General features: G+C 46.4%; 15 protein-coding genes. 10 read left to right on the top strand and 5 right to left on the bottom strand.

Going from position 1 to position 18,503, the window contains the following annotated elements:
• Positions 1 to 606 precede the first annotated feature (606 nt).
• From JCM15548_RS18295 to rplI, 6 genes are all read left to right on the top strand, one after another.
• Positions 607 to 1,440, top strand: a complete 834-nt coding sequence (locus JCM15548_RS18295) for a sulfide/dihydroorotate dehydrogenase-like FAD/NAD-binding protein (RefSeq protein ID WP_062128344.1) — start codon at positions 607 to 609, stop codon at positions 1,438 to 1,440.
• 4 nt (positions 1,441 to 1,444) lie between these two features.
• On the top strand, positions 1,445 to 2,920 hold the full coding sequence (gene gltA, locus JCM15548_RS18290; protein ID WP_062128342.1) for an NADPH-dependent glutamate synthase: 1,476 nt from the start codon (positions 1,445 to 1,447) through the stop codon (positions 2,918 to 2,920).
• Between the two features lie 32 nt (positions 2,921 to 2,952).
• The gene (locus tag JCM15548_RS18285; protein WP_062128340.1) at positions 2,953 to 3,939 is read left to right on the top strand and encodes a dihydroorotate dehydrogenase-like protein; all 987 of its coding nucleotides are present in this window, start codon (positions 2,953 to 2,955) and stop codon (positions 3,937 to 3,939) included.
• A 149-nt stretch (positions 3,940 to 4,088) separates the two neighbouring features.
• Complete coding sequence (rpsF, locus tag JCM15548_RS18280; RefSeq protein WP_062128338.1) at positions 4,089 to 4,436, top strand: 30S ribosomal protein S6; 348 nt, start codon at positions 4,089 to 4,091, stop codon at positions 4,434 to 4,436.
• A gap of 3 nt (positions 4,437 to 4,439) precedes the next feature.
• Entirely contained in the window at positions 4,440 to 4,691 is a 252-nt protein-coding gene (gene rpsR, locus JCM15548_RS18275; protein ID WP_227626018.1) for a 30S ribosomal protein S18, read from the top strand.
• A 36-nt stretch (positions 4,692 to 4,727) separates the two neighbouring features.
• Positions 4,728 to 5,174: a 50S ribosomal protein L9 gene (gene rplI / locus JCM15548_RS18270; RefSeq protein ID WP_227626017.1), complete on the top strand. Its 447-nt coding sequence runs from the start codon at positions 4,728 to 4,730 to the stop codon at positions 5,172 to 5,174.
• 266 nt (positions 5,175 to 5,440) lie between these two features.
• On the opposite strand, the gene JCM15548_RS25840 is transcribed toward rplI, so the two are convergent.
• The 5 genes from JCM15548_RS25840 to JCM15548_RS18250 form a co-directional block, all read right to left on the bottom strand.
• Positions 5,441 to 5,899, bottom strand: a complete 459-nt coding sequence (locus JCM15548_RS25840; protein WP_262487143.1) for a family 43 glycosylhydrolase — start codon at positions 5,897 to 5,899, stop codon at positions 5,441 to 5,443.
• On the bottom strand, positions 5,886 to 6,386 hold the full coding sequence (locus JCM15548_RS25835) for a family 43 glycosylhydrolase (RefSeq protein WP_262487142.1): 501 nt from the start codon (positions 6,384 to 6,386) through the stop codon (positions 5,886 to 5,888). Before JCM15548_RS25835 ends, JCM15548_RS25840 begins: the two co-directional genes overlap by 14 nt.
• A gap of 6 nt (positions 6,387 to 6,392) precedes the next feature.
• Positions 6,393 to 7,730 (bottom strand): MFS transporter, encoded by a 1,338-nt coding sequence (locus tag JCM15548_RS18260; protein WP_062128334.1) that lies wholly within the window; start codon positions 7,728 to 7,730, stop codon positions 6,393 to 6,395.
• An 86-nt stretch (positions 7,731 to 7,816) separates the two neighbouring features.
• Positions 7,817 to 8,194 (bottom strand): RidA family protein, encoded by a 378-nt coding sequence (locus tag JCM15548_RS18255; protein ID WP_062128332.1) that lies wholly within the window; start codon positions 8,192 to 8,194, stop codon positions 7,817 to 7,819.
• A 161-nt stretch (positions 8,195 to 8,355) separates the two neighbouring features.
• Positions 8,356 to 11,076, bottom strand: a complete 2,721-nt coding sequence (locus tag JCM15548_RS18250; RefSeq protein WP_062128330.1) for a putative LPS assembly protein LptD — start codon at positions 11,074 to 11,076, stop codon at positions 8,356 to 8,358.
• 407 nt (positions 11,077 to 11,483) lie between these two features.
• Between JCM15548_RS18250 and JCM15548_RS18245 the strand changes: the two genes are divergently transcribed.
• From JCM15548_RS18245 to JCM15548_RS18225, 4 genes are all read left to right on the top strand, one after another.
• Entirely contained in the window at positions 11,484 to 12,638 is a 1,155-nt protein-coding gene (locus JCM15548_RS18245; RefSeq protein ID WP_227626016.1) for an N-acetylmuramoyl-L-alanine amidase family protein, read from the top strand.
• Positions 12,639 to 12,671: 33 nt separating this feature from the next.
• Positions 12,672 to 13,934 carry an MlaD family protein gene (locus JCM15548_RS18240; RefSeq protein ID WP_062128327.1) on the top strand — a complete coding sequence of 421 codons (1,263 nt, stop codon included), beginning with the start codon at positions 12,672 to 12,674 and terminating at the stop codon, positions 13,932 to 13,934.
• 423 nt (positions 13,935 to 14,357) lie between these two features.
• Entirely contained in the window at positions 14,358 to 15,788 is a 1,431-nt protein-coding gene (gene dnaA / locus JCM15548_RS18235; protein ID WP_062128326.1) for a chromosomal replication initiator protein DnaA, read from the top strand.
• Positions 15,789 to 16,743: 955 nt separating this feature from the next.
• Positions 16,744 to 18,405: a LysM peptidoglycan-binding domain-containing protein gene (locus tag JCM15548_RS18225; RefSeq protein ID WP_162198279.1), complete on the top strand. Its 1,662-nt coding sequence runs from the start codon at positions 16,744 to 16,746 to the stop codon at positions 18,403 to 18,405.
• The last annotated feature ends 98 nt before the right edge of the window (positions 18,406 to 18,503 follow it).

The following is an 18,503-nucleotide window of genomic DNA, read 5'->3' as shown; positions in this document are numbered from 1 at the left end:
GTAGGAAGGGTAGGAAGGGTAAGAAGGGGTAGGAAGGGTAGATGGGAGGCGGAGTGAAACGGGAGTTGTAACGAAGTGGAATACCGAGTATTGGTACCCGGGAAGCATCAAAGGGTAAAAAGGGAGATAGGGTAGTTAGGGCATATGTTGAAGGTTTTTGCCTGTTCTCCCCTCCCCACCCTTTTAACCCCATCAACCCGACCTTCCCTTCCCACTTAATTTAGAATTGTTGTAAATAGGACTCCCTTTAGCGGCTTCGCGTGCATAACAACTCAATAATCATTAATTTCGCATGATTTTATGCAAATTGTCATTGATTTTTTGATAAAAAGGGGTTGATAGGGCAGGAAGGGTGAGAAGGGGAGATAGGGTGAGAAGGGTGAGAAGGGTAGATAGGGCAGGAAGGGTGAGAAGGGTTGAAGGGGGAAATAGGTTATTAGGTCGATAGGTTATTAGGTCGATAGGGTTGATGGGGAGGATAGGGTTGATGGGGAGGATGGGGTTGATTGGGTAGATGGGGTTGATGGGGTGAGTTGATAGGTCCTGAACGAGGAGGAGGTTGTTGAGGGCTGTGTTTTAGTTTTAGAAAATAATACCGGGTATATAATGAACAAAGTAGTTAGCAAACAGCATTTTTCTGAGAATGTGGTGAGTCTTGAAATTGAGGCCCCACGCATCGCGAAGGCACGTAAAGCCGGCCATTTTGTGATGGTCAGGACCGATGAAAAGGGTGAGCGCATTCCTTTGACCATCTCCTCGGCTGATACGGCCAAAGGCACCATCACTCTGGTGATTCAAAAAGTGGGGGTGACCTCCCGCAAATTAACCGCGTTGGAGCCGGGCGAATTCATTCATGACATGGTGGGCCCCCTGGGACAAGCCACACATGTTGAAAATTTCGGAACTGTTCTGGCATGCGGGGGTGGTGTCGGTGTCGCGCCCTTGTTGCCCATTGTTGAAGCTTTAAAAAAGGCCGGTAACAGGGTTGTCTCTGTGATTGCAGCCCGTTCAAAAGACCTGATTATTCTGGAGGATCAGATCAGGGCCTATTCCGATGAGGTGGTGATCATGACCGATGATGGGTCTTACGGACAAAAAGGTTTGGTTACCGAAGGCATGGAACAGATCATTCAGCGCGAAAAGATCGACCAGTCCGTTATCATCGGTCCGGGCATAATGATGAAATTTGCTTCGATGACCACCAAGAAGCACAACATTCCAACCATTGTCAGTCTCAATACCATTATGGTAGATGGTACCGGTATGTGCGGCGCCTGTCGCGTTTCTGTAGGTGGCAAAACCCGCTTTGTTTGTGTGGACGGACCCGAGTTTGATGCGCATGAGGTGGATTTTGACGAAATGTTGATGCGCCTGAATGGCTATAAGAATGAAGAAAAAGAGGCAGATGATGCCTACAACTGCCAAGTAGATAAAAAGTAAGAGGATGACAAATATAACTGACTACCTGAAAGAAGAGCGGAGTGCCGCCTGGAGAGAAGAATTGCGCAAGGCCAAGAAGAATAAGGAGCGGACCGACCTTACCAGGGTTAAAATGCCTGAAGCTCCTGCGCGTGAAAGGGCGCGTTCTTATGTGGAAGTGAATTCCGGGCTAACGCCTGAGCAAGCCATCAATGAAGCTTCCCGCTGTATCGACTGTGCCAACCCCACCTGCATTTCCGGTTGTCCGGTTGGTATTAATATTCCCAAGTTTATTAAGAATATTGAAAGGGGCGAATTTTTGGATGCTGCCCGTACCCTGAAGGAAACCAATGCCTTACCTGCTGTGTGCGGACGTGTTTGTCCCCAGGAAAAGCAATGTGAAGCCAGTTGTTTTTATCAGGTTAAGATGAATCGGGAACCGGTGGCCATTGGCTATCTGGAGCGTTTTGCAGCTGACTTTGAGCAGTCGGGCGGCGAAATCTCCATACCCGAAGTGGCAGCCGCTAACGGCACCAAAGTCGCCGTGGTTGGTTCTGGCCCTGCCGGACTGGCCTTTGCCGGTGATATGGCTAAATTTGGCTATGACGTTCACATATTGGAGGCCTTGCACGAAATTGGCGGGGTCCTGAAGTATGGCATTCCTGAGTTTCGTTTGCCCAACGGTGTGGTCGACGTGGAAATCGAAAGTCTCCGTAAAATGGGCGTCCAATTCGAGACGAATTTTATTGTGGGTAAAACAGCCACCATCCAGGAATTACGGGAAGAAGGATTCAAAGGATTCTTCGTCGGCAGTGGCGCCGGACTGCCCCGTTTCATGAACATTCCCGGTGAAAATCTCGTCGGTATTCTCAGCTCCAACGAATATCTGACCCGCGTGAACCTGATGGGTGCCTCCACACAAGGTATGGACACTCCGGTGATGAGAGGCAAAAACGTGGTGGTGATTGGTGGTGGCAATACGGCCATGGATTCTGTGCGTACGGCACTTCGTCTGGGCGCTGACAAAGCAACCATCATCTATCGCCGCTCACTTGAAGAGATGCCGGCCCGGGTGGAGGAAGTGAAGCATGCCCAGGAAGAGGGCGTGGAGTTTTTAACCTTGAATAATCCCGTCGAATACATTGGCGACGATAAAGGCCGGGTTAAACAAATACGGGTTCAAAAAATGGAGTTGGGCGAACCGGATCAAAGTGGTCGCCGTTCACCGGTGCCCGTGGAAGGTTCCGAGTACATCATCGATGCGGATACGGTTGTCGTGAGTGTGGGTGTTTCCCCCAATCCGCTGATTCCTCAGTCGCTGCCCGATTTGAAAGTGAGTCGCTGGGGCACACTGGTGGTGGATGAAGAGACTTTCCAGACCTCCATTCCGGATGTTTTTGCCGGTGGAGACATTGTCAGGGGAGGCGCCACCGTTATTCTGGCCATGGGCGACGGGCGTAAAGCGGCTGCTTCCATGCACCAATACCTGCAAGGTCAGTAATCGATCATTTATTCCATCCAAAAAAAAGTATTATGGCTAATCTAACGACAAAATATCTCGGTTTAGAGCTTAAGAACCCATTGATTGTTGGCAGCTCGGGACTGACTGCCACATTTGAATCCATTGAGCGACTGGCAAAAAATGGTGCTGCTGCGGTGGTGCTTAAATCCATCTTTGAAGAAGAAATTCTTCTGGAGTACAAGGATACCTTTAAAAAGGAGTTGGGATTTCAGGAAAATAACCTGGAGTTTTTCGACTATTACGACTATCAGCTCAAAGATGATATGCTTGAAAAAACGGCACGCCTGATTGCCGAGGTCAAACAAAATCTCGATATCAAAGTCATCGCCAGCATTCATTGTCGCTCAACGGCCGAATGGTTTTCTTATGCAGCCAAGTTGCAGGATGCCGGTGCCGATGCCCTCGAGCTAAATATCTTTCGCCTGCCTTCTTCCATCGACGAAGATGCACAAGCCATCAGTGATCGCTATTTCAAAATTGTTAAAAAGGTCATGAACCATGTGACCATACCCGTTTCGGTGAAAATGTCCCCCTTCTTCACAGATACAGCCCATATCGCGTCGCGTCTGAGTAAAGCGGGGGTTGAGGGCTTGGTCTTGTTCAACCGCTATTACAACCCGGACATCGACCTGGTCAACAATAAAATTGTATCGGGGCAGGTCTATTCGAATCCCACCGATTATACATGGGCGCTTCGCTGGATCGCCATTTTGTCGGGACAGGTGAAGGCCGACCTGGCAGCTTCCAGTGGCATTCACACGCCTGAAACCCTGATTAAAATGTTGGTTTCTGGTGCTTCGGCTGTGCAGGTGGTATCGGCTTTGTACAAGAATGGTCCCGATTACCTGATGGACCTGTTGCACGGCCTGGAAAAATGGATGGATGAAAAAGGCCTGACCACCATGGCAGAGCTAAAGGATTACGGTCGCGAAATGATGCCCGCCAATCCGGAAATGTTTGAACGCGTCCAGTTCATGAAGTACTTCGGGGAATATTGATTTTGAAGCATTTTGCGATAAGTAATTTTCACAACAGCCGGGCAACTTTGGATAGTTGTCCGGCTGTTGCTTTAGGGGTTGTTTTTCTGAAAAAGAATGATTACTTTTGCCCCGCTAATAACATATATATAATTTAAAAATTCGTTTCTATGTTAAACAGTTATGAAACCGTTTTCATTTTAACTCCCGTTTTGTCTGATGTTCAGATGAAGGAGACGGTAGAAAAGTTCAGGAACATGATCCTGGAAAGCGGAGGCGAGATTGTCAATGATGAGAATTGGGGCCTTCGAAAACTGGCTTATCCTATCCAGAAAAAATCCACTGGTTTTTACAACCTTTTGGAGTTCAAAGCAGATCCTTCGTTCATAGGAAAGCTGGAAGTTAATTATCGTCGCGATGAGCGTATAATTCGTTTCCTTACTTTCAAATTGGACAAGTACGCGTTGCAGTACAGCGAGAAAAGAAGAAGTAACAAAAAAGAACAAAAGGAGAAATAAGCCATGGCACAGAATCAAAGCGAAATCAGATATCTTACACCTCCGTCGGTAGAGATTAAAAAGAAGAAATATTGCCGCTTTAAGAAAAACAAAATCAAATACGTGGATTACAAAGATCCTGAGTTTTTGAAAAAGTTTTTGAATGAGCAAGGTAAAATTTTGCCACGTCGATTGACTGGTACTTCTTTGAAATATCAGAGAAAAGTAGCCCAGGCTATTAAAAGAGCTCGTCATTTGGCCTTATTGCTTATGTAACCGATTTGATGAAATAATTAAGGGAGGAAAAAGACCATGATGGAAATAATCTTAAAAGAAGATGTGACTAATTTGGGTCACAAAGATGATTTAGTTAAGGTGAAGCCCGGGTATGGCAGGAATTATCTTATTCCTCAGGGATTTGCTATTCTTGCAACGTCATCGGCTCGCAAAGTACATGCTGAAAACCAAAAGCAAAGAGCTCATAAATTAGAAAAGATGAGACTTGAAGCGGTGGCCGTAGCTGAAAAGCTGGAAGGCGTAAAGCTGACCATTGGTGCTAAAGCCAGTTCTACCGGCAAAATTTTCGGATCTGTTAACAACATTCAAATTGCTGAAGCCCTTGAAAAAGAAGGTTTTTCAATTGAGCGTAAGAACATCGTTATTAAAGATGCAGTTAAAGAAGTGGGAAGCTACACGGCTACCGTTAAACTGCACCGCGAAGTTAAAGTTAACATCGATTTCGAAGTAGTAGCTGAATAATTAGATACAATAACAACACTACGTTTTTCAAACAAACAAACAGCAAAAACGCCCCGTTCACACGGGGCGTTTTTTGTTACTGATACCTTGCTGATCAGTTGTTTCTGCTATTTGGCTTACCACTGGTCAAGTGTGTTTTACCCGGCAAGAGGCCAAGCCCGTTTTTCTTCTGGTAAAAGGGCATTGTCCTCAGGAAATCTTTCTGTCAAAGTCACTCAGGGAAGCCTTCTGCCAACGCCATGATGAAGGCGCAGGGCAGGCGTATGTTAAAATTCAAAGAGGGGTTTTCCAGCTGCATCAAATTTAATGGCCATCACCCGGGCGTGTCGGTTGGGGTCGTATAAGGGGTCCCCAACAATTTCCTCATAATCTCTGGCATGGTAAACCGACAAGGGTGTTACCCCATCTTCTGCCACGGTGAAACTGTTGTGGCCCGGACCGAAAATATGCCTTTCCTCATCCGTCTCCAGTATCGGATATCTTGATTTTTTCCAGGAGTTTCGATCCAACAAATCAGATGCTTCATCTGCTTCCATCATTCCCATGCAATAACAGGCGCCTGTGGCACTGGCCGAAAAGGTAATATAGATTTTGCCCTTGTTTTTAATAACGGCCGGACCTTCATTGACCCAGAAACCAATTCTTTCCCAATCATAATCGGGCGTTGTTAGCATAAACTGAGCCGTTTTCAATTGAATGGGGGAGGCCATTTCAGCTAAGTACAAATTGGAAGCCGCAAACTGTCCACCTGTTTTTTCTGCCCAGCAGAAAAACGCTTGCCCTGATTTTCAAAAACGGTTCCATCCAATGAGAAATCAATGAATGATTTATGGTCACCCTCGCTGCCTGCATTTGCCCGAGTTCTGTCCATTCATCTTTTAAAGGGTCCTGACCTTTACACTCAAGCACATAAGGTCTTAATTTCCAGATGTCATCCACTTCGCTGGCCGCAAAGTAAATATACCATTTACCATCTAAGTAATGGATTTCCGGGGCCCATATATGCTGGCTCATGGGTCCTGTTTCGTGCTTGTGCCAAACGTTATGGGTCTCGGCGTCCTTTAAGCCATGGATGGTTTTCGCGCGTCTGAGTTCTATGCGATCGTAAGTTGGTACCGAAGCCGTAAAATAATAGTAGCCATCGCTGTGTTTGTATATAAACGGGTCCGCCCTTTGTTCAATCAGTGGGGTATTTTTATTTTGAATATCCATCTTTTCTTACATATTAAGTTTGATTTTTATTCCTTCATAATACTTGTCGGTGATTTTATAGCGAAACATTAAAGCGCCCATAATGGTGTGGAACAGCCCGGGAATCACCGTTAGCATAAGTGCCAGTCCCAGAAGCGTGAAATCACTCTGTACTTCCACTTGCGGTATATATTCAAAAGTGTGGAGCAACAAACCGACGGCCGCGCCCGCTATTCCCATCCCCAGTTTCTGGGCAAAAGAAATACCTCCAAATGATAAGCCCGATACGCGTTTACCGGATTTGGCGTGACCATAATCCACTGCTTCTGCAATGGCCGACCAGAATACCGGTGCATGCAAGTCCACGACAAAAGAAAGGATGAAATAGAGCGGAAAGGCCAGAAGCATATTGCCGGGCTTCACCAGTATCAAAATGGCCAGACTGATGACGCCCACTGCGAGCTGTGACCATTTGAACAATTTGACTTTACAATAGCGCTTGGTGATGTAGGTGGAGGCGGGCATTGCCAAAATGGCCGCTGCCACACCGGTGGCCATAAAGGCCGACTGCACACTGGCATCGCCTCCCAGGAAGTACTTGGCATAGTAGATGGCCACAGAGTTGCGGATCACATAACCTACTGTTCCAAAAAAGCAAACAGCGAACAGAAGCGTCCATTGGCCGTTGCTTAAAAGCAATTTGAATTGCTCTAAAAGTGGTTTTTTATCCACGACGTGCTCCACGCGTTCCTTGGTGGTAAAGAAACAAAACAGTAAAAGCAGGGTACCCATTAGAGCCATTAAACCCATGGCCAATTGATAGCCTCTGGCCAGATCATTTTTCCCCAAAGCTTCAGCAAGAATAGGTACCACGATGGATACCATAAAAGCGGCTACCTTTGCGAAGAACAGGCGGTATCCATTGGCTGACAGGCGTTCCTGCGGGTCGCTGGTCAGCACCCCAATCAGTGAAATGTAAGGGATGGTGACGGAGGTAAACATCAGGGTTACAAAGATGTAGGAGACATAGGCATAAATCATTTTTCCGGCGTAGTCGAAATCCGGCGTTGAAAATGTGAGAAATACCGATAAGCCAAAAGGAATCGAGAGAAACAGAAAGTAGGGTCGATAGCGCCCCCATTTTGTCGTGATCCTGTCTGTTATGAGTCCCATCAGCGGATCGGAAATGGCATCAATTAATCTGACCAATAGAAACATGAGCGCCATATCCTTGGGTTTAATCCCAAAGATGTCTGTGTAAAAGAAGCTGATAATAAGGAACATGGATGAGATGACCACGTTCACGGCCGCATCTCCGGAGCCATATCCGATTTTTTCAAATATGCTCAGTTTTTGGTGCTTCATATAATTTTTATTATTATACGTTAAGTATTGGATTTATAAAGGAATGGATGATAGCGCCACCAATGGGCGAGCTGCTTTCCAGGATGTTACTTAACCGCGATGGTTTCGATTTCAATCAGCGCCCCGAGCGGTAAGCCCTTAACTGCAAAAGCCGCTCTGGCTGGAGGGTTCTCCGGATAGTAGCTGCCGTAGACAACGTTCATCGCTTTGAAATCATCCATGGTCGATAGGAGACAGGTCGATTTGACCACATCGGCATAAGCGTATCCGGCTGCCTTCAGAATGGCACCGATGTTTTTCATCACCTGCGTGGTTTGTTCCGTAATGCCCCCTTCAACCACTTTCCCGGTTTCAGGATGGACCGGCACCTGACCCGAAATATAAAGCGTTCCATTGATTTCTACCGCCTGACTATACGGCCCAATAGCCGCCGGTGCCTCATTTGTCTGAATAATCTTTTTCATATATACAGATTTATAGTACTCCCATCTACCCAATCACCCCTTCCAACCCCATCTACCCGATCTACCCCCATCAACCAAATCTACCCAATCATCCCCCATCAACCCCATCTACCCCATCTACCCCATCAACCCTTCCAACCCCCATCACCCTATCGACCTAACTAAAACCAATTCGGATTATCCCTTGGGTTGCTTCGTTTTTCGTATTTCAAGTCGCGCAACAAACTGCTATTAATGGCAATGGTGAAGAAATAGGACTTATAGCGACCAAAAGGAGACAGGTTAAAACTCATGTTCCAACAATGCAAATTTCTGTTGATGCGCACATTGGTGTGGGAAATTTCCTTACGATCCAGATTATAGCCGGTAGAAAGATTCATGTCCCACTTCTTGGTCAGTGAAATGCGGCCCGACATGCTTATGTCGGCCGTGACCTTATGATTGTAGGCCATTTGTGCCTCATTGAAAGAGTCCGGGACCAAACGCATGTTGTAATTAAAGGAGACATTCCAGGGGATTTCAAACTGCGCATAGCCATCCTCGCCTGCCTCCAAGGGGTCAACATCGCCCATCGACAGGGCATCCTCCGGAATTTCGTCATCCGCAAACGGATTATCATCCGGAATATCCAGCGGGTCGTCCTCCGGGATGTCTGTTTCAGAACCTTCGCCCGTTCGTTCCTCGCGCCTTTTCTTGAAAGTATCCGACCCAAAGCCAAAGCCAAAACTCAGATTGGCCGATTGCAAGCGCGCCAGTCTCTTCTGCTCATTCCACTCAAACTTGTCGACTCTGGTCACGTTCAGAACCCCTGAGCGGGTGGTTGTCGTATCCAGTGCATAAGGGTCAAAGGTCGCCCCAAAGCTGATGTTGGTGCCAAGGACTTTGGTTCTTCCACTCATGGAAATATTGCTTAAATTGAACTCCTCCGCTAAAAAATTGTAGGAGGAACTGAAGTTCAGGGACTCAAGGATGGCGATTTTTTTAAAACCGGTTGTGTCTCTGTCGCTTTTAATTTTCATCTCCAGCGAGTTACCCAGACTAAAGCCCATGGAGCCTGATTCGCCGCGACCAGGCACGCCATACAGCGTGTTTTCATAGAGCGAGTACTCATGCTTGACAATCTGGTCGCGGTCTTCGTCATAGTATTCAAAGCGATCGTAATAGCCAAATTTAGGATCTCCAAAATCCGGACGATAGCTGAAGCTCACACTGGGGGTCATGACATGTCTGATCCGATCAATTTTGTCACCAAACAAGGTCCTGCTGGGCGTGAAAAAGGTATAAAGCTTGGTGCTGGTACTTACCCCGAAGCTATAATCATAAATCCGGTTGAATCCCTGAATGGTATCGGTGGTTACAATGTCTTGTTCTGTGGCATCCCAGGCTTTTTCAACCGATCTGAAATACCAGCGTTCGGTATAGTTCATGTTCGGCGTTAAGGTGAAAAAATTCAACAATTTGAGGTTCATCGAAACAGGCACCGAATGTCGGGCGCCATTGCGCCAGTCTTCCGACAGGCTTTTGGGACTGAAGCTTAAATCACTTTCTTTGGTCTGTATGTCATTCTTAAAGTTACCGGTGTAACCCACACTAATGGTTTCGTACCAGGCCTCCTTGCTGCCTATGCGGTTTTTCTTTTTAAAAGGATAAATCCGGCTCATGGTCACCGTCAGATCCGGAATGGTCAGATTGATGGAGGTGTCACGGCTATTTTGTGAATGCAGGGCATTCAGCGACATGTTAAAAGGGGTTCCGGGAAATTGTCTCGAATAAGAAATACTGGACCGTTTGGTGTTTTGGGCCAGGATCTCTGGATTAATAATACTACCCACATTGTTCCTGTCGAACGAACTGGTGGAGTAGTTCACACTGGCCGAAAAGGTGGAAAAAGGGCTGGCCTTGGCATCCTGCCGGTGCGACCAGGTCACGGAAACGTCATTGGATTTACTGTAATCGGGCAAATCTTTTTCACTGGTCACGTTGGTAATGCGCTGTGCGTTAAAGCTACCGCTGTATTTATATCTTTTGCGGTAATTGGATGCGGTGCGTAAACCCCAGGAACCATTGGCATATAAATCACCGGTGAGCGCCAGGTCAAAAATGTCGCTGGCGGCCAGATAATAACCTCCGTCACGCAGAAAAAATCCCCGGTTGCTCTCCTCACCATAAGATGGCATTAAGAATCCCGAGCTGTATGAGCTGGTGGTGGGGACAAAAGCGAAGGGAATCATCAGGGGGTAAATCCGGACATCCTCTATCACCAGATAGGCCGGTCCGGTAATGATTTTTTTGCCGGGAATCACCTTGGCCTTGGTCATGTTGATATAGTAATGCGGATGATCATGGTTGTCGCAGGTGGTATAGCGACCATCCTCCAGAAAATAGGTGTTATCCGAATTTTTTTTGGCCAGTTCACTCACCACAAAACCTTCCCCCTGTGTGGTCACCACATGTTCAATAAGGGCCTTTTCTGTCTTGAAATTGTAGCGCATCCGCCGCATGGTGTATTCACCACTTTTATCTTTAAAAACCGGAAGTCCCTGTTCCACGCCAAGAGAATCGACCGTTCCCACGGCATAAGCGATGTTGTTTTCCAGATCCAGTTCAATTTGATGGGCCGTTAGCTGAACATCTTCATAGCTGACTTGTGCATCCCCGTATAAAAAGACCTTTCCCTTATTAAAAAACGTGGAGTCTTTGGCACTGTAATTAACCTCTGAATCAATCATTCCTCCTGACCGGCCTTTGGGGGCCGTCTCCGTTGTGTCGTTTTCCAGTGCGCCATCCTGCTCTGGTTCAGGGTTTTCCTCCTGGTCCGCCTCATCTGTTTCGGTTTCATCCTCCAAAAGAATGGGATTCTGTTCCAATAACAAGGAATCCATGGGAACTGAGGGCAGACTGTCCGTTGGCTCAAGTAACTGGCGATAAATGCTCTTTCGCCGGGAGTGATGGAATCGTTGGTCTGTGCAAATGATAGCGTGTTGACAAACAGGAATATGGCTGAAATCAGCCAGGGGAGTGGTTGACTGTATGATGTCGTATTATGGGATATTAGTTGCCTCAAGATGTTGTGTTCTTTGAATAGATGTGCCACAAAAATATATTAAAAATTGGTCTTAAAATATTTCATCTGGGAATAATTTCCAAAAGTTATGGGTCGAATGAAATTGGCATGAGTATATTTTAAATAAAGTCCCGAGTCTCTAAGATATTTATTAATTTTGGCAAGATTTATGAGTATACCCCATGGATTTCGCAATATGCAATATATATGCCAAATATTAAGAATATGATCCGCTATATTATATTAATTTCCAGATTCAATTTTCTTCTGATTGGGGCGCTGTTTCTTTTCTTAATTGGTTGGCCTCAAAACACCGTGGCTCAGAATGATAACAGCGGACGGTTTAAAACGGTGGTGATTGATGCCGGACATGGAGGCAGAGATCCGGGAGCCGTCGGTAAAGATGTTAAGGAAAAAGACATCGTCCTGGCTGTTGCGCTGAAAGTTGGAGAGTACTTAAAGCGGGAACTGCCGGAGGTCAAGGTGGTATACACCAGAACCACCGATGTATTTGTTCCTTTGGATGAACGGGCAGAAGTGGCCAATAAGGCCAAGGCCGATTTGTTTGTGTCCATCCATGCCAACGCCATTAGTAATCCACGTATCTACGGAGCTGAGACCTTTGTGTTGGGCTTGCACCGTTCTGAAGAAAACCTGGAAGTGGCCAAAAAAGAAAACTCCGTCATCGTTTTGGAAGAGGATTACACCACCAAATACGAGGGTTTTGATCCGAATTCGCCCGAATCGTACATTATTTTTGAATTGATGCAGAACGTCTATCTGGATCAGAGTATATCTGCCGCATCCATCATACAGGAACAATTTGAAACCCGCGTAGGCAGACGCAACAGAGGGGTGAAACAGGCCGGTTTTTTGGTTCTCCGTAAAACCTCCATGCCCGGCGTTTTAGTGGAACTCGGCTTTTTAAGTAATCGCAGTGAAGAACGTTTTATGGCCTCTGAAGAGGGGCAAGTCTACCTGGCATCCGCCATTTTCAGATCCATTCGCGATTATAAGAACCGGTACGAAGCCAGAAACAACCTCCACATGGCCCAAGGCGAGCCGACAAATGTGGAGGAGAATATGGAAGAAATGACACCGGAGACCACAGAGGATTTTCAACCCGAAGAAGTGATTGAGTTTCGGATTCAGGTAGCTTCATCCGCCCGACGCTTATCCGAGAAGGAAGGACCCTATTTGCAATTTGATGATGTCTGGAACTATCAGGACGGTCAATTGTACAAATACACCACCGGCGTATCGGCTTCCTATGAGCAGATCAGCGATCTGCTCATGGAGGTAAGGAAAATCATTCCGGATAGTTTTATCATCGCCTTTAAAGATGGCGAACGCGTTCCTGTTTCGTCCGTTCGGGACTAAAATAAGAGGCATCTAACAAACAAATATTAGGTTATGAAGATGAGTAGAGAAATAAAAATAGGACTCCTGGTCATCGGAGCACTTTCGTTGTTAATTTGGGGCGCCCATTTTTTAAAAGGGTCCAATCTTCTCCGTTCCGGATCAGAATATTACGGTGTATATAACGACGTGGAGGGGCTGACCGAGGGCAGTCCCGTCAACTTTAAGGGCTATAAAGTAGGAACCATACAGGATATTGGTCTGCATCCTGAGCAATCCGGTTCTTTTTTGGTGGCTTTCACCATCAATGAACCTTTGGAAGTACCCGATAACTCCATCGCTGAAATATACAGTGTGGATATCATGGGGAGCAAGGCCATTCGCGTGATATTGGGCAACAGTCCCGCGACCTTAGCATCCGGCGATACCTTAGCCACAAATGTGGTGGGCGATGTGATGGATCAACTAACGGTCGAGATGAAGCCCATCAAAGAAAAAACGGAAAGTTTGCTGGAAACCATGGATACCGTTCTTACACAGGTAAGCAGGGTTTTTTCGGAAGACAATAAACTGGCTTTGAACCAATCCATTCAGGATTTTCAGAAAACCGTTGAAAATCTCAAACTGGCAACGGATGAAATAAGCAGGTCCATGGCCAATGGCGGACCAATAGGCAACAGTCTCGATAACGTGGAGCAGTTTACCCAAACGCTTCAGAAGCAATCCGGCAACCTGGCCACCACCATGGAGAATATGGCGGCCCTGAGTGAGCAGCTGAGTCAGGCCGATATCGCCGGCATGGTGTCCCAAACAGATAGTGCACTCGCGGGTGTTACCACCATGTTGAATCAGGTTTCTCAGGGAGAGGGCTCTTTGGGGCAATTAATGAACGACGAAACCCTTTATTTGAACCTTACAGATGCATCGGCCAATCTGGATCGCTTACTGGGAGACATGCGGCACAATCCCGATCGCTACCTCCATTTTTCAGCGGTGAATTTTGGAAAACGCGTATCCCTCTTTCCCAGCGACGAGCTGGCCGAGGAAAAAGGCATTGTGTTTAAAGTAAAAGTGGCCGAATCAAAAACGCCTCTGGATATTAAAAACCGGGTAGTGCTTTATGACATGCCTGTATTTGAGGATACCGATGGTCGGCGTTTCATTTATACAGTGGGGGAGACATCTTCCTATTCCGAGGCCTTAAAATGGCTCAATCAGCTCACCGACAAGTTTCCATCCGCTGAAATTTATGCCATGGAAAAGGGGGAACCGGTCCGACTAAAAAGAGCCCTCAGAAAAGTGGATATTCAGCCCTGAAATAATTTTGACCAACGTCGGATTTTTTTTAAATCTTCTATCAAATAGCTTTAATTCAGTGTTTTGTGTATGTTAAGTGAAAGTTAATAAAAGGGGATAAGTGTTTAGGTGACAAATAGTTGCCAGCTTTACTTTTAAGGCCCTGACTATTAATGGGCTAACTGCTTTTGGCTAAATGCAAGAGGAAAACCATTTTTTTATACAGAATTTTTTCACAAATTTTGCCTTAGTCAGAAATCTGCAACTGAATTTTAGCACTTGGATTTCTGTTTAATCAAGCCAAATAAAAGCCAGCCATTCGTAACTCCCTGCTTTTGGGGAAATGGATGTGTTCTGTTCTTAAAGACAGGAAATAGCAGCCCGGCTTTCAGGCTTAATTGGAAACTCAAAATTACAAAACATATAAAAGGAAGGCATAGTACAATGACACTGGATCACAAAAAAGTCTGGAGCTTATGCAAGGATTTTGTTAAGAAGTCCATTGACCCGATGGCTTTTCAAACCTGGTTTGAACCGATTGTTCCACTCAAGCTGGAAAATGATGCCCTTACCATTCAGGTACCTAGTTTGTATTTCTATGAAATTATAGAAGAGCAATACATTGACTTCGTGCGTAACGGCCTGCGTCAGTGCATTGGGGCCGGTGCCAAACTTGAATACAGTGTGGTTATGGAGAAAGGTCAGAAACGCCATCCGGGCTTTACGGTCAACTTCCCCACTGCCAACCGTTCTGATTTACGTAACAGGGCCGTGTCTCCCGGTAAATCAAAAGAGGAACAGCCATCCATTAAAAACCCCTTTGTGATTCCGGGTATTAAAAAGTTGAATGTTGATCCTCAGCTTAATCCGGTTTATACTTTTGAGAATTATGTAGAAGGTGATTGCAACCGTTTGGCCCGTTCTGCCAGTCAGGCAGTAGCTAAAAATCCGGGTAAAACGGCTTTTAATCCCCTGTTTTTATATGGTGCTTCCGGTCTGGGGAAAACCCATCTGGCCCAAGCCATCGGTGTGGAGGTTAAAGAAACTTCCCCCGAAAAAACGGTACTGTATGTGAGCGCCAATAAGTTTCAAACGCAGTATACCGATTCCGTGAGAAGCAATTCGCTGAACGATTTTCTGAATTTCTATCAAATGATTGATGTGTTGATCGTTGATGATATTCAGGAGTTTGCCGGCAAAACGGGAACGCAGAACACCTTTTTCCATATTTTCAATCATTTGCAACAGAGCGGTAAGCAATTAATTCTTACCTCCGATCAGGCGCCGGCCGATCTGCAAGGGATGGAAGAGCGTTTGCTGTCCAGGTTCAAGTGGGGATTGCCCGCCGATATTCAGGCACCGGATTTTGAAACCCGTGTGGATATATTAAAGCACAAGATCCGAAAAGACGGCATCAATGTTTCACCCGAGGTGGTTCATTATCTGGCCAGCCACATCGACAGCAATGTCCGCGAGCTGGAAGGTGCCTTGATTTCCTTACTGTTTTTATCCACCATCAATAAAGACGAGATTTCCCTGTCTACCGCCCGCCGGGTAGTAGATAAACTGGTTCGCCATTCACAAAAAGAACTTTCGGTCGATTACATCCAAAAGACCGTTTGTGAGTATTACGGTCTGGACATGGACTCCTTACAGTCAAAAACCCGCAAACGGGAAATTGTGCAGGCACGACAAATTGCGATGTATTTTTCCAAGAATCTCACCAATTCATCCTTGTCGGCCATCGGATCCAAAATCGGCAAAAAAGACCATGCCACCGTTTTGCACGCCTGCAAAACCATTACCAACCTCATAGAAACCGATCGCGACCTGAAAAGTCAAATCCGCGAAATCGAAAGCCAACTGAAATCCTAGAAAATATTTTCAACAACAATACCAAAGCCGGCCTCAGCCGGCTTTTTTTTCTGCCACCATCCCACCAACCCATTTAACCCCATCAACCCCATCAACCCTTCCCACCCTTCCCACCCTTCCTCACTTCTCCCCCAACTAATTTATCCTATTCCTTTAAAAAACCTTATCTTTGGTACTTTCTTTGCTGGTCACACGTTTATGGGTAATAAACAAAACATTTTCAAATGAACTTAAGAGCGCTATTTTTCATTTTTTCTTTTTTATTAGGGGGACTACTGGCTGATATTCAGGCCCAGGTTAAAACAGTTGGTGGACAAGAGGTTCAAAAAATCCTTCTGAACGGAAAGGAATACTATCTTCATATTATTCAAAAAGGGGAAGGTTTATACCGTATCAGTGTGAATTACGGTGTGTCACAGCAAGAAATACTGGATGCCAATGAGGATATTTCTGAAAGTCTGAAGGTAGGACAGATACTACGTATTCCGGTCATTTCAGGACGAAACACTTCTGAAGGAGAACTGGATAAGTCGCGGACCTTCTTTTATCATACCGTTGAAAAGGGACAGACCGCCTATTTTGTATCCCGCAAATACGACGTCCCGTTAGAAGTTATTTATGCCAATAATCCGGGAACGGAAAACGGACTCACGGTAGGTGCCATACTTCGGATTCCGGTGGAGCGCAAAGTGGCTGAACCGACTGAACCGACCGAACCCATCAAACCAAAGGAAGCGAGTAAATATTCTTTTTATACCATTCGACCCGGGGATACGCTCTACAGTCTGGCCCGCCAGTATTCCGTTACCGTGGAAACCATTGTGGACTCCAATCCCGCCCTACGTGCCGGCGTGTTGCAGCTGGAACCGAAATCCGTATTCCCAAAGCTGATTTGGCCGTTGACACCCTTCAGAAAACCGACTCCACCATCGGCTTTATTCAAAGTGGAAAGTTTTTGTACCATTCCATCGTGCCCGGTCAAACCTTTTATTCCATTAGCCGACTCTATCAGATATCTGTGGATGAGCTGCGTTCTGCCAATCCCGGTGTTTCTCAGGACGACCTTAAAGTGGGTTACATGTTGCGTATTCCAAAGGCGGAAGTGGAGGTAAATGTGGCTGAAATAGAAGATGATTATACCAAGTTATTTAAAACACACAGGGTTCGCCGTCGCGAAACCCTTTATGGCATTTCACGCGAGTACCACGTCGACATGGAGGTTATTAAGCAAGTCAATCCCCACATCAATTTCAGAGATTTGGACAGAGGAACGAGACTGAAAATTCCCACCGACGCCTGGTTCGCCAACCGTACCAATCGGGCCTTGGCCGAATCCAAAGACAGTGCCGATTTGGTTTTGCCGGAGGACAGCTCCTATGTGGTTGTAACCACCTGCTCCAGAAACAGCGAGCTGGGTTATCGCGAACCCATTCGTGTGGCCTTGATGTTGCCTTTTGATACCAGACAGCTGTCTGTATCCAGTTTTCAGGGAGATTCGCTGCAAGTGGTCCGCGAAGCAAGAATGGCTTCGGCCAGATCACGACTGTTTACCGAATTTTACAGCGGTGTTTTACTGGCACTGGATACCCTTAAGCAACGCGGCATAGATATCGACCTTTCCGTTTATGACATTGCCCCCGATACCGTTGCCCTCAAAAGAGTGCTACGGGATCCGTCTCTGAAGCAGGCCCATTTAATTATTGGTCCCGCGCTGGCCCATGAACTACCACTGGTATCCGCCTTTAGTCGCGAGCACCAGATCCCCTTGGTTTACCCCTTGTCCAACACCAACCCCGAGTTGGAATACAACCCCTATTTGTTCCACATCAACACCCCTGATTTTATGGTGTTCGACAAGATAGCGGATGAAATAGTGCGGCGCTCGGCGGGTGGCCAATTATTGGTGGTGTTGCCCACCGAAGCCGAGGAGCAGGCTGATGATTTCATTCGGCTTATCAAGCAGAAAGCCGGCGCATCCGGTTTTGGATCTCAAAGGGTTCAATACCGGGAATATACGCCAGGCAACAACGACCTGATGGAACTGCAGGCGCTCATTGCTACGGATAAGCCCAATTATGTGGTGGTCCCATCGGTCAGGACTTCCGATGTTTCCCGAATTGTGCCCATCCTGTATGGCGTTCGCGAAAAGACCAAAGCCAACATCACCTTCTTTGGTCTGTCAGATGTATTAAGATTCCAAACGGTGGATCCCGAACAAATCCATGCCTTGAATGGCACTTTTTTCCGGTCATTTGGTCTGGATTACAGCGATCGTACCACCCAAAGATTCATCCATAAATACCGCCAGTGGTTCAATACCGAACCACATGCCATATCCCCTTATTTTCAAAGTTCCGATAACTCCTCAACGTACTCCAGATATGGTATCTGGGGCTATGATGTGGCTGATTTTTTCCTTTCCGCCATTGTTGAATATGGTGAAGATTTTGATTTATGTCTGGAAGATTCCACCGACAGGGTGTTCAATTTAATTTTGATTTTGAGCGGGTGTCCAACTGGGGTGGTTTTTACAACGCAGGACTCTATATGTTCCGTTTTAGGTCCGACTTGCGGATGGAGCGGATTTTGGTGGGGGAGAGATAGGTTGATAGGGTAGGAAGGGTGAGATGGGTTGGAAGGGTTGATAGGGTAGGAAGGGTGAGATGGGTTGATGGGGTAGGAAGGGTGAGATGGGTTGGAAGGGTTGATGGGGTA

Origin of the sequence: Geofilum rubicundum JCM 15548, from assembly GCF_000974365.1 — a bacterium.
In the GTDB taxonomy this organism is placed as follows: Bacteria; Bacteroidota; Bacteroidia; order Bacteroidales; family Marinilabiliaceae; genus Geofilum; species Geofilum rubicundum.
The sequence above is the reverse complement of the archived record's forward strand: the minus strand, read 5'-3'. Positions and strand labels throughout refer to the sequence as shown.

Coding starts and splice junctions, on each gene's coding strand:
- JCM15548_RS18240 (WP_062128327.1), top strand. CDS start 12,672: ATGAAGATGAGTAGAGAAATAAAAATAGGACTCCTGGTCATCGGAGCA.
- rplI (WP_227626017.1), top strand. CDS start 4,728: ATGATGGAAATAATCTTAAAAGAAGATGTGACTAATTTGGGTCACAAA.
- JCM15548_RS18260 (WP_062128334.1), bottom strand. CDS start 7,730: ATGAAGCACCAAAAACTGAGCATATTTGAAAAAATCGGATATGGCTCC.
- dnaA (WP_062128326.1), top strand. CDS start 14,358: ATGACACTGGATCACAAAAAAGTCTGGAGCTTATGCAAGGATTTTGTT.
- JCM15548_RS18245 (WP_227626016.1), top strand. CDS start 11,484: ATGATCCGCTATATTATATTAATTTCCAGATTCAATTTTCTTCTGATT.
- JCM15548_RS25835 (WP_262487142.1), bottom strand. CDS start 6,386: ATGGATATTCAAAATAAAAATACCCCACTGATTGAACAAAGGGCGGAC.
- JCM15548_RS18255 (WP_062128332.1), bottom strand. CDS start 8,194: ATGAAAAAGATTATTCAGACAAATGAGGCACCGGCGGCTATTGGGCCG.
- JCM15548_RS18285 (WP_062128340.1), top strand. CDS start 2,953: ATGGCTAATCTAACGACAAAATATCTCGGTTTAGAGCTTAAGAACCCA.
- JCM15548_RS18295 (WP_062128344.1), top strand. CDS start 607: ATGAACAAAGTAGTTAGCAAACAGCATTTTTCTGAGAATGTGGTGAGT.
- rpsR (WP_227626018.1), top strand. CDS start 4,440: ATGGCACAGAATCAAAGCGAAATCAGATATCTTACACCTCCGTCGGTA.
- JCM15548_RS18250 (WP_062128330.1), bottom strand. CDS start 11,076: ATGGATTCCTTGTTATTGGAACAGAATCCCATTCTTTTGGAGGATGAA.
- rpsF (WP_062128338.1), top strand. CDS start 4,089: ATGTTAAACAGTTATGAAACCGTTTTCATTTTAACTCCCGTTTTGTCT.
- gltA (WP_062128342.1), top strand. CDS start 1,445: ATGACAAATATAACTGACTACCTGAAAGAAGAGCGGAGTGCCGCCTGG.